We start from the raw sequence: 14,338 nt of genomic DNA on the forward strand, positions 1-14,338 counted from the left end.
TGCACACGATTCACCCTTTATTTTTACGAGTGCAAATATAAGTGATATCAATTTATATGAAAGATTTTGTTAGTATTTTTCAAATTGAATATCTTTAAAACCACAAAACAAACTTTAAACATTGAACCTTAAACTATAAACCTTCAATGACTTTCCAACAACAAATACAACAGGGAATTCCATCCAAATTACCTCAGCCAAAACCATACGAACAAAGTATCAATCACGCTCCGAAACGTAAAGAAATTCTTTCAGAAGAAGAGAAAAAACTCGCTCTGAAAAACGCTTTACGCTATTTCGAACCAAAATTCCACGCAGAATTATTGCCGGAATTTAAAGAAGAACTGGAAAAATACGGCAGAATTTATATGTACCGCTTCCGTCCCGATTATGAGATGAAAGCCAGAGATATTGCAGAATATCCGGGAAAATCGGAGCAGGCAAAAGCGATTATGCTGATGATCCAAAACAATCTGGATTATGCCGTGGCGCAACATCCTCACGAATTGATAACTTATGGTGGAAATGGTGCAGTTTTCTCAAACTGGGCGCAGTATCTTTTGACGATGAAATATTTGTCTGAAATGACTGACGAACAAACATTGACGATGTACTCCGGACATCCGATGGGATTGTTTCCTTCACACAAAGATGCACCAAGAGTAGTCGTGACGAACGGAATGATGATTCCGAATTATTCCAAACCGGATGATTGGGAGAAATTCAATGCATTGGGGGTAACACAGTACGGACAAATGACGGCTGGGTCTTATATGTACATTGGTCCGCAGGGGATTGTTCACGGAACGACGATTACTGTTCTGAATGCGTTCAGAAAAATAAATAAGGAGCCAAAAGGCGGATTATTCGTAACTTCAGGTTTGGGCGGAATGTCCGGAGCTCAGCCAAAAGCTGGAAATATCGCAGGTTGCGTTACGGTAATTGCGGAAGTGAATCCGAAGATTACCAAAATCCGTCACGATCAGAAATGGGTGAATGAAATTCACGAAAATCTGGATGACTTGGTAGAAAGAGTGAGAAAAGCTCAGGAAAATCAGGAAACGGTTTCTCTGGCTTATCTTGGAAATATCGTTGAGGTTTGGGAGAAATTCGATGCAGAAAATTTAAGAATCGATATCGGTTCAGACCAGACTTCGCTACACAATCCTTGGGCTGGAGGTTATTATCCGGTCGAGCAAACCTTTGAGGAATCGAATACGATGATGGCAGAAAACCCTGAATTATTCAAAGAAAAAGTTCAGGAAACCTTGAGAAGACACGCTTCCGCCATCAATAAACATACAGCAAAAGGAACCTATTTCTTCGATTACGGAAACGCCTTTTTACTCGAAGCTTCTAGAGCCGGAGCCGATGTAATGTCTGAAAATCCTACGATTGGAAGGGAATTCAAATACCCATCTTACGTTCAGGATATTATGGGACCGATGTGTTTTGATTATGGTTTCGGGCCGTTCCGTTGGGTTTGTACCAGCGGAAAACCTGAAGATTTGCAGAAAACGGATGATATTGCGTGTGCCGTTTTAGAGGAAATGATTAAAACATCGCCCGAGGAAATCCAACAGCAGATGAAAGACAATATCACGTGGATTAAAGGTGCTCAGGAAAACAATCTGGTCGTTGGTTCGCAGGCGAGAATTCTGTACGCCGATGCCGAAGGAAGAATGAAAATCGCTGAAGCCTTCAACAAAGCAATTGCCAACGGAGAAATTGGAGCGGTGGTTTTGGGAAGAGACCATCACGATGTTTCGGGGACGGATTCGCCGTACAGAGAGACTTCCAATATTTATGACGGCTCGAGATTTACGGCAGATATGGCGATTCACAATGTGATTGGCGACAGTTTCCGTGGGGCGACTTGGGTGAGTATTCACAACGGTGGTGGCGTTGGCTGGGGCGAAGTAATTAACGGAGGTTTCGGAATGTTGCTTGACGGAAGCGATGATGCCGACAGAAGATTAAAATCAATGCTTTTCTGGGACGTCAACAACGGAATTTCCCGACGAAGCTGGGCAAGAAATGAAGGTGCTGTTTTTGCGATTAAAAGAGCGATGGAAGCTGAACCGAATTTGAAAGTGACGTTGCCGAATTTTGTGGATGAAAATCTCTTGAACTAAAAAATTCCCCTCCTTTGGAGGGGTGGCAAAATTTGATAAAATTTTGACGGGGTGGTTATCTTTAATAAATCACTTCACCCCGTTAATTTAAATTAACTTCAACTATAATTATCGATAATAAAATCCTCAAGATCTTTCATAATTGCAGAGAGATTATGCTTTACATTCCAATCTGAGATTTTATAGACTTTTAGTCCCAGACTTTCCAAATACTTTGTCCTCTCCAAATCATACTCTTGTTTAAAGTCGTGACTTAATCCATCAATCTCAACCACAAGTCCTAAAGTTTTCACATAAAAATCGACAATATAATTACCGATAATTCTCTGCCTGTCAAAATCTATTTGGTGAAAAGTTCTGTTTCGAACTTGTTTCCAAAAAAGAACTTCTGATAAAATCCCAAGTTTCCTTTTTTCTCTTGTTAATCGCTTAAGATGAGGATTGTATGGTAGGTCTTCAATAAAATTGCGGTAGATGATGATGCCATCAATCTGGGTGAGTATTTGCTTTTCGGACATTTGTGTTTATGTTTGAACGAATTTACATTTTTTTCAGTGAAATTGTTGATATATACACCACCCCGTCATAAATTCTCCGAATTTCTGCCACCCCTCCAAAGGAGGGGAATTTCCACCGGACCCGAATTTGAAAGTTGACATTGCCGAATTTTGTGGATGAGAGTTTGTTCTAAACGTCATTGCGAGAAGGAACAACGAAGCAATCTGTTCAGTTCACAAGAAAACTCCAATAGATTGTTTCGCAATAAGAAAATCTAAAAAAAACCTACTTCGTAGCAGGTTTCAATTTATTTTATCTGATAGTTCTAGCTAACAAATTATTTTAGTTTTTGATATTAGTTTAAATTAATAAAAGAAGTATTATTCTTAGTCTTTATTTGTAATAATTGGTGCAAGCTCTGTTTTTAATTTCTCAAAATCTTCTTTACTCATCATATCAATTTCCATTAATTCTTTAGCTTCTTTTAACTTTGCAATAGCTTCATCTCTAGTCATTTTTCTGTTTTTCAATAAAACTTCACCAGATTCAATTGCTAGTTCAGTATCCATTACACTCAAATACTTGTTTATACCAAAAGCTCTTCCGTTTATTTCTCCCAAAACCATAACTATGTATAAAGGTTTATTTTTACTACCTCTATGATATGTTTTCATTTCATTGACTATAACAGTTGTATTTTTTAAACTATTATCTGCCATAATTTGTGCATCTCCACTCATTGCAGTCATAATGCTACCAAATCCGGCAGGTCTTCCCATTTTTATAAATTCGTATGTTTTTTTATTAGTGCTACGTGATTGTGCTACACCTCCTCTTAATTGATTACCATAACTACCAGCATAAGTTCTAGTATTTGTCTCTTGAGAAGTTGGTGAACCTAAAATCAAAGTATCTCCTACTTTTACACTATTTTTACTAGTGGTAATATATTCTTTTACTTGAGCGCCATTTTTAATCGAATTGAAAAAATTAATATCCTGGGTGTTAGCATAAGTCAATAAATTAATACCTTCTTGAGCTTTAATATTAATTATTGATAAAAAAATAGTTAAAAAAACAATTGTTTTTTTCATGGTTTTTTAAAATTATTATTTGTTTATAGTTAAGGACCAAAAATAATAAAAAAAACATTTTTTATTTACGGTTATCCGTAAACAAAAAAAATGAAAAAATATTAATTAATAAAGATTCAATAAATTTACCCCACAAAATCCCCACAATGCAAAACCTAGGAATCATCGGTTTCGGCTGGCTCGGCAATCACATCGCAGAAAGGCTATCGGACAAATACAAAATCTTCGCCACCACAACCACACCCGCCAAAGCACAAGACCTCAACGCCAAAGGCTATCACGCCACTCTGGTTAGTTTCCCCAACGAGTTGGATGCGGAGATGCAAACTTGGGAAGTCGCCAAAGATCTGGACGCCATCATCATCAGCGTACCGTTTTCGGGGATCCGAGGCGCACAGATTCCGATGAATGACAAACGCCAGAACCTCCTCAATTTCCTCGGCGATTACAAAGGTCAGCTCTTCCTCCTCAGCTCCACAGGTGTCTATCCCGAGACCGAACAAGACTACATCGAGACCGACAAACCAGTACAGGAAGTGGAAAGCGAAAGCTTTATTTTGGAAAGATTCCCCCAAACTAATATCCTCAGATTAGCTGGCTTGATGGGCGACCAGAGATTGCTCAAGAACTACAACATCTCCAATCTCGATCAGTTAGTAAATCACATCCATTACGCCGATATCTGTACCGCTATCGAAAAAATGCTGGTGCAACAATCCCAATCCAAGGTTTACAACATCGTAGCGCCCAACCATCCCAACAAAGAAGAAGTTATCAATGCCCAGAAAGGACTCTCCTACTCTGGCGAGCGTGCTACCAAAGACAGAACCATCTCGCCCGCCAAACTGATTCAGGAATTGGATTTTAAGTTCCAATATCCCGATCCACAGTATTTTCATTTGTAAAAAACAAGCGGGTTTCCAACCTTTTTCAAAAGTGTGCATCTTAGTCATTAGAAAGCAATCTGATGAGATCGTCCTCAATCCGAAATTGAAGCATCGATCAACATCAAAGCAATTGCTCATAATCAAAAAGATCAAGCTATGAAAGTTACCATCCCAAAACCGTGTCACGAAAACTGGGCGAATATGACGCCCGAAGAAAAAGGCAGATTCTGCCAAGTCTGTTCAAAGAGTGTGAGAGATTTCACCACCGCAACAGATCTCGAAATAATTGCAGATCTTTCCGAGAACCCCAACATCTGCGCCAGTTTCCGCCCCGATCAGTTGGACAGAAATCTCAGCTATTCTTTCCTCAATTCTCTGTTTGCAAAATTTGCAGTTGGTGTTGTCCTCACGTCCGGAGGCATTGTTTCTGCACAAACACAACCTAAGGTGAATCCTCCAACAAAAACAGATGTTCCTGTCCAAGTAAAAGGAGAAGTAGCACCAATTTCGAGTCCTAAAACAACACCTCATAAAAGAGACCAGAATAAACCTTTTCCACTTGGAAAGATTGCAGTATCAGATGTGGATAAACCTAATCCACAACAAATTAGAAATACAGGAGCGCCTTTATTCATCAACGAAAAAAACCTACCTCTATACATTGTTGAGGGAAAAATGATTACCAATAAACAATTTCAGCAGATCGACCCCAATAACATCAAGAATCTTAAAGTTTTAAAAGGCAAAGACGCTACTTCCAAATATGGTGCAAAAGGGAAAAACGGTGCGGTAATGATTACTCTGAAGAGGAAAGAAAAATAAATTTTACGTTCATATTTTATCTGCTTTAGATTATTAAATATGTTTATCTTAGCAAAGCGCAACCGATTGCACAAAATCATTGTTTATGAGATCAACTTTTCTATTGATATTAAATTTAACAGTGCTGTCTTGTACCGCACAGACAAAAGATACTTTAGCTGAGAAGGTTTTGGTCTATCAACTTCCAAATGGTGGTTGGGGAAAACACGTAGATAAAACAGCCGTGGACTATAGTTTACCCATCGACAAAGTTTTATTAAGCAAAATAAAAGCTTCCGGAGACGACCACGCCACCATAGACAACAATGCGACCACGAAAGAGATTACCATCCTCATTAAGGCTTATCAATCCACGAAAAACCCAAGCTATCTCAAGTCCGCAGAAAAAGGAATCAACTATCTTCTGACGATGCAATATACCAACGGTGGTTTTCCTCAATACTATCCGAACTCTGCTATCTATCGAAAGCAAATCACTTATAATGATAATGCAATGATTAATGCTCTGAGTATTCTATACAATACAGCAGAAGGCAAAAATGGTTTTGAAATTATTGATGAAAATTTAAAAATTAAGTCCAAATCGGCTGTTGAAAAAGGTATAGACTGCATTCTGAAAACGCAGTTCGTCCAAAAAGAAAAACCAACCATCTGGGGAGACCAATACAACGAAATCACTTTGAAACCAGAAAAAGCAAGAGCTTTTGAACCTGCTTCACTGGCAAGTGCAGAATCGGTAAGTATTGTTAAATTTTTGATGATGCAACCTCAAAATCCCGAGATTGAGAAAGCCGTAAAGTCTGCAATCCAATGGTTCAAAACCAATAAAATCGAAGGTTACAGCTACAACGTTGTAAAGAAAGATAACAAGGCTGTAAGAACTTTGGCGGCGGATAAGAACTCGGTTATTTGGGCAAGATTCTATGATTTGGAAACCAACAAACCAATTTTTGGCGACCGAGACGGAAGCATTAAATACAACTACAGCGAAGTTTCTGCAGAAAGAAGAAACGGCTATAGTTGGTTTGTGGATAGTCCAAAAAAACTGATTGATAAAGATTATCCAACTTGGTTGGCAAATAATAACTTGACAGAATAGTTGTGTAAGAATTGGCATTTGGAATCATTCTTGAACCGCTTCCATAAAAATCGTTTATTATGGAAGCAAACACAATCAAAACCATCGCAAAATACGGATTAGGAGCAATGTTGATTTCTGCAGGAATCGGACATCTCACCTTCGCAAGAAAAGAATTTCAAGCCCAAGTTCCGGAATGGGTACCATTGGAAAAAGACGACACTGTAGTTTATTCGGGAATTGTGGAAATCGCTATGGGAGTTGCAGTGATCGCGGCACCAAAGAAATATGAATCTATAGTAGGAAAAGTTGCTGCAGGATTATTCACTGCTGTTTTTCCTGGGAATTATACACAATATAAAGAAAGAAGAAACGCCTTCGGACTCAACACAGACAATAAGAGATTTGCAAGATTGTTTATGCAACCAGCCTTGATTGCGTGGGCTTTGAAGTCGACAGATGGTAAATGATTCTACATATAAGATTTTCGACTTCGCTCAGATTTACATCTAGCAAATTGCATTAGAATTGTCGTTCTGATCGGAGTCGAAGCATCTGCAATATATTTAAACCAAAACTCAATTCATAGTTGAGTTTTTTTGATTTCCGCATAGAATAAATCTATGTTAACAAACACCAAGAATCAATCTTTATCTCTAAATTTATACTTCGAAAAATCGAATTTAATTTCACATTAAATAAAAAACTATGAGTTCAGCACAAAACAATTTCAACAACCTATTCAAATCAGAAAACGAAATTCCCGAAGAATATAAAGTTCCCATCATCCATCAGAGAGAATATCTTCTCAATGGAGAATTGGTTCAATGGAATGGCGATGTTACCGAAATCTATTCACCAGTTTGCATCCCAACAGCAAACGGATTGGAAAGAAAACTTCTAGGAAGCATCCCGAATATCGGACCAAAAGAAGCACTGGATGTTTTGGATGCATGCGTAAAAGCTTACGACAACGGACTTGGCGAATGGCCTACAATGTCTGTAGAAGGCAGAATCAAATGTATGCAAAAATTTGTATATCTGATGATTAAAGAACGTGATTTGGTCATCAAATTACTGATGTGGGAAATTGGTAAAACCCTACCCGATTCTACAAAAGAATTTGACAGAACAGCAGATTACATCAACCAAACCATCGATGCATTGAAAGATCTGGACAGAGAATCTTCCCGCTTCCAGCAAGCAGAAGGAACAATTGCCCAAATAAGAAGAGCGCCACTTGGCGTTGTGTTGAGTATGGGACCTTTCAATTATCCATTGAATGAGATCTTTACAACATTGATTCCCGCTTTGATTATGGGAAATACGATTTTGTTTAAATTACCAAAACATGGTGTTCTTGCTCATTATCCTTTATTAAAAGCTTTCCAAGAAGCATTTCCAAAAGGAACAGTGAATACATTATATGGAAAAGGTTCAGAAATCATCACGCCGATTATGGAAAGCGGCAAAGTGAATGTTCTGGCTTTTATTGGTTCCAGTAAAGTCGCTAATGGTTTGAAAAAACTTCATCCAAAAGTAAACAGATTGAGAGCAATTCTAAGTCTCGATGCTAAAAATGCTGCCATCGTTACTAAAAATGCCAATCTGGATGTTGCTGTCAGTGAATGTATTTTAGGTTCATTATCCTTCAATGGACAACGTTGCACAGCGCTTAAATTAATTTTTGTTCAGAAAGATGTGGCGGAAGAATTTACTCGGAAATTAACAACAGCTGTTTCGGCTATGAAAGGAGGATTGCCTTGGGAAAAAGATGTGAAAATCACACCACTTCCGGAAGTCAACAAACCACCTTATTTGGAAGAATGTATCGCTGATGCTATCTCAAAAGGTGCAAAAGTACTGAACGAAAATGGTGGTTACAACGAAGCCTCTTTTGTTTTCCCTGCCGTAGTTTATCCTGTGAATGACCAAATGAAATTGTACCACGAAGAGCAATTTGGGCCAGTGATTCCAGTGGTGCCATTTGATACGATTGAAGAACCTATCGATTATCAAGTGAACGCAGACCACGGGATGCAAGTCAGCATTTTTAGCGAAGATGCTATGGAAGTTTCAAAATTAATTGATCCATTTGTAAATTTGGTAAGCCGTGTGAACATCAACTGTCAAGCGCAAAGAGGCCCAGATGTTTTCCCATTTACCGGAAGAAAAGACAGTGCGGAAGGAACACTTTCTGTTTTTGATGCTTTGAGATCTTTCTCAATCCGATCTTTGGTAGCGGCAAAAGTAACCGATTCTAATAAAGAGCTGTTGAACACCATCGTTAGAGATCACGATTCTAATTTCCTGAGTACGGATTATATTTTCTAAAAATACTAGATAGATTCTAGTTTTTAGACCTTTCAAATTCTGTCCGCAGTTGATATCAATTGCGGACTTTTATTTTTATACATTGAATTGCTCGCAGCCCGACTTATCTCCAATTTCTTATTTATTTTTATTTGAATCGATGAACCACTTCGTTAGGTTTGGGCGGAAATCCTTTTTACGCAACGTAGTGGAGTGAAAAGATTGGGAGCGGAAGGCGGATTAAGCTGCCCAAAATAAATTTATAAAATATTCCTAAAATTCTGGAATCAATTTCAGTATTGCTTTTTTTACAGTATTTTTGAAGTCTAAATTTCTGAATTGAAAAAATTAGATAAATATATAATCAAGACTTTTTTCGGACCATTTCTGTTTATCTTCAGTGTACTGTTCTTCATTTTTATTGTGAACATTATCTGGACTCAGATGTCGCAACTAACAGGAAAAGGTCTTACTTACTGGGAAATTTCTAAGTTTCTTTTTTATCTGGGAATCAATGTTGTGAGTATGGTTTTGCCGCTTACGATTTTGCTTTCTTCGATTATGACTTTCGGAGATTTTGGTGAACGTTACGAACTTGCAGCGATGAAAGCAGCCGGAATTTCGCTCGTGCGTGTGATGTTACCGCTATTTGTCACGGTTTCTTTTCTCGCCGGGATTCTGTTTCTGTTTTCAAACAATGTCATACCGGACTTCCAGCGGAAAGCGAAGAATATGATGTTCAATATCATCTCTTCCAAACCTGCCATCAACTTTACACCAGGCGTTTTTATAGATCAGATTTCGGGATACTCAGTAAAATTCGATAAGATTTCGGGTGTGAATGGCGAAAAGCTGGAAGGTGTTTTCCTTCATAAAAATGCGAGTCCTTATGATGATCAGCAGACGATTATTGCTACAACGGGGAAATTTGCACAAGCTGTTGATAAAAATTATTTGAAACTGATTCTTTATAAAGGTTATGTTTTCACAGATAATATCACGAACAAACCATATGAAGAAAGAAAAAAACAGCCAAATCAGTCTATAAAATTTGACAGTTTGGTGAATCATTTCGACATTAGTGAATTGATTAACAACGCGATTGAAAAAGAAAAAATTACAGATGATTACCGTTTCCAGACTTACACAGAAGTTAATGAAACTCTGGTAAAAAACAGAAAAGGAAATGTTGCTACAATGAACTCGATTGCGTCGCCTATTATTTCGCAGACGAATAATTATGTAGAATATATCGATAAAACGAAAACTAAGGACAAAATAAAAGAGCCTTATAAAATAGACACGCTTAAAAAAGATAAGAAACTGGAAGTTCTCTGGAACGCTTATAACAAAATTGATGCTTTGAAAGCCAGCGTAGATTCTAGTCAAAATGCCATCAATGACACAGTGAAACTACACAACAAAATTGTAATGTACCAACAGCGTATCGTTTCTTATTCTTTCACTTGTATCATTTTCTTTTTGATTGGTGCCAGTCTGGGTTCCATCATTAGAAAAGGTGGAATGGGATTACCGGTGGTCATATCCATCATCATTTTCATTATTTTTTATGTCCTGAATCTTACTGTAGAAAACTTATCCTGGAAAGGTGATATGGATCCTTATTTGGCTGCTTGGATTCCGAATATGGTTTTGTTTCCGTTCAGCTTGTGGTTAACATATAAAGCTTTAACAGATTCTCAGTTATTTGATATTGAAAAATACAAAGCGCTGTTCAAGCCAATCATTGATAAATTCGCAAAGCCAAAAGAGCACCAGCGTTACCAATAATTAATCTTAGCGAAAAGAATAATATTAATTTATATTGATAATGCAGATCATATATTTTATTAGTATTATCTTCGTGTCAGAAAAATCTGATGCTATGAGAAAAATAATTGTTGCTGTTTGTGCTGTTGCCATTTTACAATCATGTGTTGTTTCTACAGCTGCAAAAGTGGTAAAAGGTGTTGCAAAAGTTGGCTACAAAACGGTAAAAGGAACTGTAAAAGGTGTAAGCTGGGCCGTAAGCAAAGCGAATGGAAAAATAGATGAAGACCGAATAGACGGAACCTGGAAAGTGATTGGTGTCTACAAAGGTTCTTTTGAAACTTTCACTAATGATCAAAATCCGGACAGTTCTTTTGAAAGCGAATGTACTGAAGGCTTCGACCAGATTATTTTCAATTCTAAAAAATCGAAATTCAAGCCAGTGCATTGCAGCACAGAAAAGGTGGATTGGGAAAAATATGATTTTGAATTCGGAAAAAACCCTTTAACCAAAGAAAAAGAAAACTACATCGAATATAATTCCAGCAATTACATTTCTGTAATCGATATCAACAGCAAAACAATGATTTTGGAAGGCAATCTGATGCCGAAACTGGCTTTCTCCGGAGGAAAATTGTATCTTTTGGAAAAGGTGAAGTAAAAATCTTGTTACAACTAAAAAGCGACTTAAATTAAGTCGCTTTATTTTATTATATCCATAATGGTATGAAGTATAATACTTTTAGACACCTTACAAAACAAAAAAAAGCGTTGATAACCAACGCTTTTACTTGCAGAGAGGAAGGGATTCGAACCCTCGATACAGTTACCCGTATACTAGCTTTCCAGGCTAGCTCCTTCAACCACTCGGACACCTCTCTAATTGAGGTTGCAAATATAATGAAATATCTGATTCCTCCAAGGATTTTTAAAAATCTTCTGTCACTTCTCCTGAAATATTTTCACTGAATAATTCGGAGAACGATTTGTCATATTTTGGATTGTTGAGAATATGCATCACTTTGGTAATCGCTGCTTCGGCTGTCATATCTTTTCCACTAATGGCACCTATTTTTGTAAAAATATTGCTATTGCTATACTTCCCAAAACTAATTCCTCCTGATACACACTGACTTATCACCACGATTTCGATTCCTCGGTTTCTCAATTCCTGAAGAATATTCTGAGTTTTTTCATTGTTAAAAATCGTCCCTGAACCGAAAACTTGTAAAACAATTGCTTCCGGAGTTTTGAATTCCAGCAAAGACTCGAAGTTCATTCCTGGAAAAATCCTGTAAAAAATTACTTTTTCATTGAGGTAAAGATCTAGCTCAAATTCTCCTTTTGGTTTCCAAAGCAAATCTTTTTCGATATTAAGATGAACTCCGGATTGTCCAAGAATCGGATAATTCGGACTTTGATAAGCGTCAAAAAACTCAGCGGAATATTTCAGACTTCGGTTTCCACGCAAAAGTTTATACTCAAAGTAAACAGCAACTTCTTTGATGACAGCTTCATCATTTTCATATAGACTGGCGTAATATAAACTTGTCAACAGATTTTCTTTCGCATCGGTTCGTAAATCTCCAATTGGTAATTGGGAACCTGTCAAAATCACTGGTTTTCCAAGATTCTTTAACATAAAACTGAGTGCAGAAGCCGTGTAAGACATTGTATCTGTACCGTGAAGAATCAGAAAGCCATCAAAAGCATTGTAATTTTTATGAATCCACTCCGCAATCATCCGCCATTCCTGCGGTCCCATATCAGAAGAATCTACAGGATTTTCGAATGGATGAACCGAGACTTCACATTCGAGAAGATTCATTTCCGGAATTCTTTTGAAAATGGTGGAAAAATCGAATGGGACAAGACTTCCTGTGGTATAATCTTTTTCCATCCCAATGGTTCCGCCAGTGTAAATCAATAGGACTTTTCTTTTCATAGACTAATGTTGATTCGAAGGTCAAATGTTGCAATCTACTTCGACTTCGCTCAGTATAAACTTTTTGAACGGAGCTGTTTTTCTTTTTTTGCAAAAGAAAGAAAAAGCGATAGTGGAAAGCGGATTAAGCTGCCATAAAAACCTCAGCAAAAGTAAAATTTTAATCTGAATCGGAAAAATAAAAAAAGCCCGTTAAAAAACGAGCATTTTATTTATATTTTAGTTAAATTATTTAACCAAAAGAATACTTGCAATCTGATTGGCCAACTCAGTCCCGATTCTGTCCTGCGCTTCTTCTGTAGCCGCTCCGGTGTGAGGCGTCAAAGAGATTTTTGGGTGTGTCAGGATTTTTTCAGAAGGTGTTGGCTCGTTCTCGAAAACATCCAAACCTGCGAATGCTAATTTTCCAAAGTCTAATGCTTCAATCAAAGCTTCCTCATCAATTACGCCACCTCTTGCACAGTTTACAATCGCTGCACCAGTTTTCATTTTCTCCAATTCCGCTTTTCCGATGATTGGTCCATTCTGAGCCGGAACGTGAAGCGTTATAAAATCCGAATGCTGAATCAATTGTTCCAACGGCTCCGTTTCTATCTCCACATTGATATATTGCTGGTTGTAGAAATCTACACGTACACTTGCTTTGCCGATTCTTGTGTCAGAAGCAATCACTTTCATTCCCAATCCAAGGGCTATTCTAGCAACTTCCTGTCCGATTCTTCCGATTCCTACAATTCCGATAGTTTTCCCTCTCAGCTCGATTCCAGCCTCATATTTTTTCTTCAATTTCGCGAACTCAGTATTACCTTTCACAGGCATTTGTCTGTTAGAATCTTGTAAAAATCTGCTTCCTGAGAAAAGATGTGCGAAAACCAATTCCGCAACAGATTCCGAAGATGCTGCAGGTGTATTGATTACGTGTTTTCCTTTTTCTCTCGCATACGCAACTTCGATGTTGTCCATTCCAACTCCACCTCTACCGATGATTTCCAGACTTGGACAATTGTCCACCATTTCCTTTGTCACTTTCGTCGCGCTTCTTACAAGCAAAACTTTAACTTGATTTTCGTTGATATAAGTGATTAGATTTTCCTGAGCCACTTTGTCCGTGATTACCTCAAATCCGTTTTCTTTAAGAGCGTCTATTCCAGATTGTGTCAATCCGTCATTAGCAAGTACTTTCATTATAAATTGTATATTTTTTTTGAAGAACAGAATCTGTTCAATAATTAATTAGTTTAGGAGCTTAATCCCGCTTTCCGCTATATCTTTTTCTTTTTTAGCAAAAAAAGAAAAAGGATGCCGCTGCAATCGGGGCTAGGGTTTTTGTCTTCAAATCAAAAATTCCCGAAAGTTTGAGGCTCGGGAATTTTTTGATTTAAAATATTTTTAGTCACGGAAAACCTCTATGGTCACTTGTTTTTCAACCATATCCGTGAATTTTCCTTTGTATCTTGTAGCTCTCACAAGATGGTTATCTATCCAATGGTAGTTCCCACCTCTTGGTTTCCCCAGCAAAACGCTGTGGTATTTGAAACCGTGTTTGTTCAACCAAGTTTCTGTGATTTCTCTCAAATCTTCTGTTCTGGAAGTGAAAAAACAAATCTGATGACCTTCGTCATACCACTTGTTGATGGTTGCCAAAGCATCCGGAAAAGGCTCGCAAGTTACCATTCTTTCAGGTTCTTCATTAGGAACATCGTCTGTAATCGTTCCATCGATATCGATGAGATAATTCTTGATATCGCCTTTCAGCATTGGGCTCAGATGTTCTACATATTCTAATTCCATGAGGT

The 14,338-nt window shown here is 37.7% G+C and carries 13 protein-coding genes and 1 tRNA gene; 8 read left to right on the plus strand and 6 right to left on the minus strand.

All coding sequences use genetic code 11. From position 1 onward, the window contains the following. Positions 1-146 precede the first annotated feature (146 nt). A complete protein-coding gene (locus tag KI430_RS06740) occupies positions 147-2,135 on the plus strand; it encodes a urocanate hydratase (RefSeq protein WP_248877486.1) in 1,989 nt (662 codons plus the stop codon). Between the two features lie 98 nt (positions 2,136-2,233). Here KI430_RS06740 and KI430_RS06745 read toward each other — a convergent pair whose 3' ends face one another. Next, entirely contained in the window at positions 2,234-2,653 is a 420-nt protein-coding gene (locus KI430_RS06745; RefSeq protein ID WP_248877487.1) for an endonuclease domain-containing protein, read from the minus strand. A 366-nt stretch (positions 2,654-3,019) separates the two neighbouring features. After that, positions 3,020-3,727 (minus strand): hypothetical protein, encoded by a 708-nt coding sequence (locus KI430_RS06750; RefSeq protein WP_248877488.1) that lies wholly within the window; start codon positions 3,725-3,727, stop codon positions 3,020-3,022. A gap of 146 nt (positions 3,728-3,873) precedes the next feature. On the opposite strand from KI430_RS06750, the gene KI430_RS06755 reads away from it, so the two are divergent. From KI430_RS06755 to KI430_RS06785, 7 genes are all read left to right on the plus strand, one after another. Beyond that, entirely contained in the window at positions 3,874-4,632 is a 759-nt protein-coding gene (locus tag KI430_RS06755) for an NAD(P)-binding domain-containing protein (RefSeq protein ID WP_248877489.1), read from the plus strand. 138 nt (positions 4,633-4,770) lie between these two features. Beyond that, entirely contained in the window at positions 4,771-5,436 is a 666-nt protein-coding gene (locus tag KI430_RS06760; RefSeq protein WP_248877490.1) for a hypothetical protein, read from the plus strand. An 85-nt stretch (positions 5,437-5,521) separates the two neighbouring features. Continuing rightward, positions 5,522-6,535 (plus strand): pectate lyase, encoded by a 1,014-nt coding sequence (gene pelA / locus KI430_RS06765; RefSeq protein ID WP_248877491.1) that lies wholly within the window; start codon positions 5,522-5,524, stop codon positions 6,533-6,535. Positions 6,536-6,594: 59 nt separating this feature from the next. Further along, entirely contained in the window at positions 6,595-6,984 is a 390-nt protein-coding gene (locus KI430_RS06770) for a hypothetical protein (RefSeq protein ID WP_248877492.1), read from the plus strand. Between the two features lie 238 nt (positions 6,985-7,222). Further along, complete coding sequence (locus tag KI430_RS06775) at positions 7,223-8,848, plus strand: NADP-dependent glyceraldehyde-3-phosphate dehydrogenase (RefSeq protein WP_248877493.1); 1,626 nt, start codon at positions 7,223-7,225, stop codon at positions 8,846-8,848. Between the two features lie 318 nt (positions 8,849-9,166). Beyond that, positions 9,167-10,618, plus strand: a complete 1,452-nt coding sequence (locus tag KI430_RS06780) for an LptF/LptG family permease (protein WP_248877494.1) — start codon at positions 9,167-9,169, stop codon at positions 10,616-10,618. 94 nt (positions 10,619-10,712) lie between these two features. Further along, positions 10,713-11,258 carry a hypothetical protein gene (locus KI430_RS06785; protein ID WP_248877495.1) on the plus strand — a complete coding sequence of 182 codons (546 nt, stop codon included), beginning with the start codon at positions 10,713-10,715 and terminating at the stop codon, positions 11,256-11,258. A gap of 133 nt (positions 11,259-11,391) precedes the next feature. Here the strand turns inward: KI430_RS06785 and KI430_RS06790 are convergent. The 4 genes from KI430_RS06790 to KI430_RS06805 form a co-directional block, all read right to left on the minus strand. Further along, positions 11,392-11,478 (minus strand) — tRNA-Ser (locus KI430_RS06790). 47 nt (positions 11,479-11,525) lie between these two features. Continuing rightward, positions 11,526-12,542 carry an asparaginase gene (locus tag KI430_RS06795; protein ID WP_248877496.1) on the minus strand — a complete coding sequence of 339 codons (1,017 nt, stop codon included), beginning with the start codon at positions 12,540-12,542 and terminating at the stop codon, positions 11,526-11,528. Positions 12,543-12,770: 228 nt separating this feature from the next. Then, entirely contained in the window at positions 12,771-13,727 is a 957-nt protein-coding gene (locus KI430_RS06800) for a D-2-hydroxyacid dehydrogenase (RefSeq protein WP_248877497.1), read from the minus strand. A gap of 204 nt (positions 13,728-13,931) precedes the next feature. Then, entirely contained in the window at positions 13,932-14,333 is a 402-nt protein-coding gene (locus KI430_RS06805) for a phosphoheptose isomerase (protein ID WP_248877498.1), read from the minus strand. Positions 14,334-14,338: the final 5 nt, after the last annotated feature.

Source organism: Epilithonimonas zeae, from assembly GCF_023278365.1.
Classification (GTDB): Bacteria; Bacteroidota; Bacteroidia; order Flavobacteriales; family Weeksellaceae; genus Epilithonimonas; species Epilithonimonas zeae_A.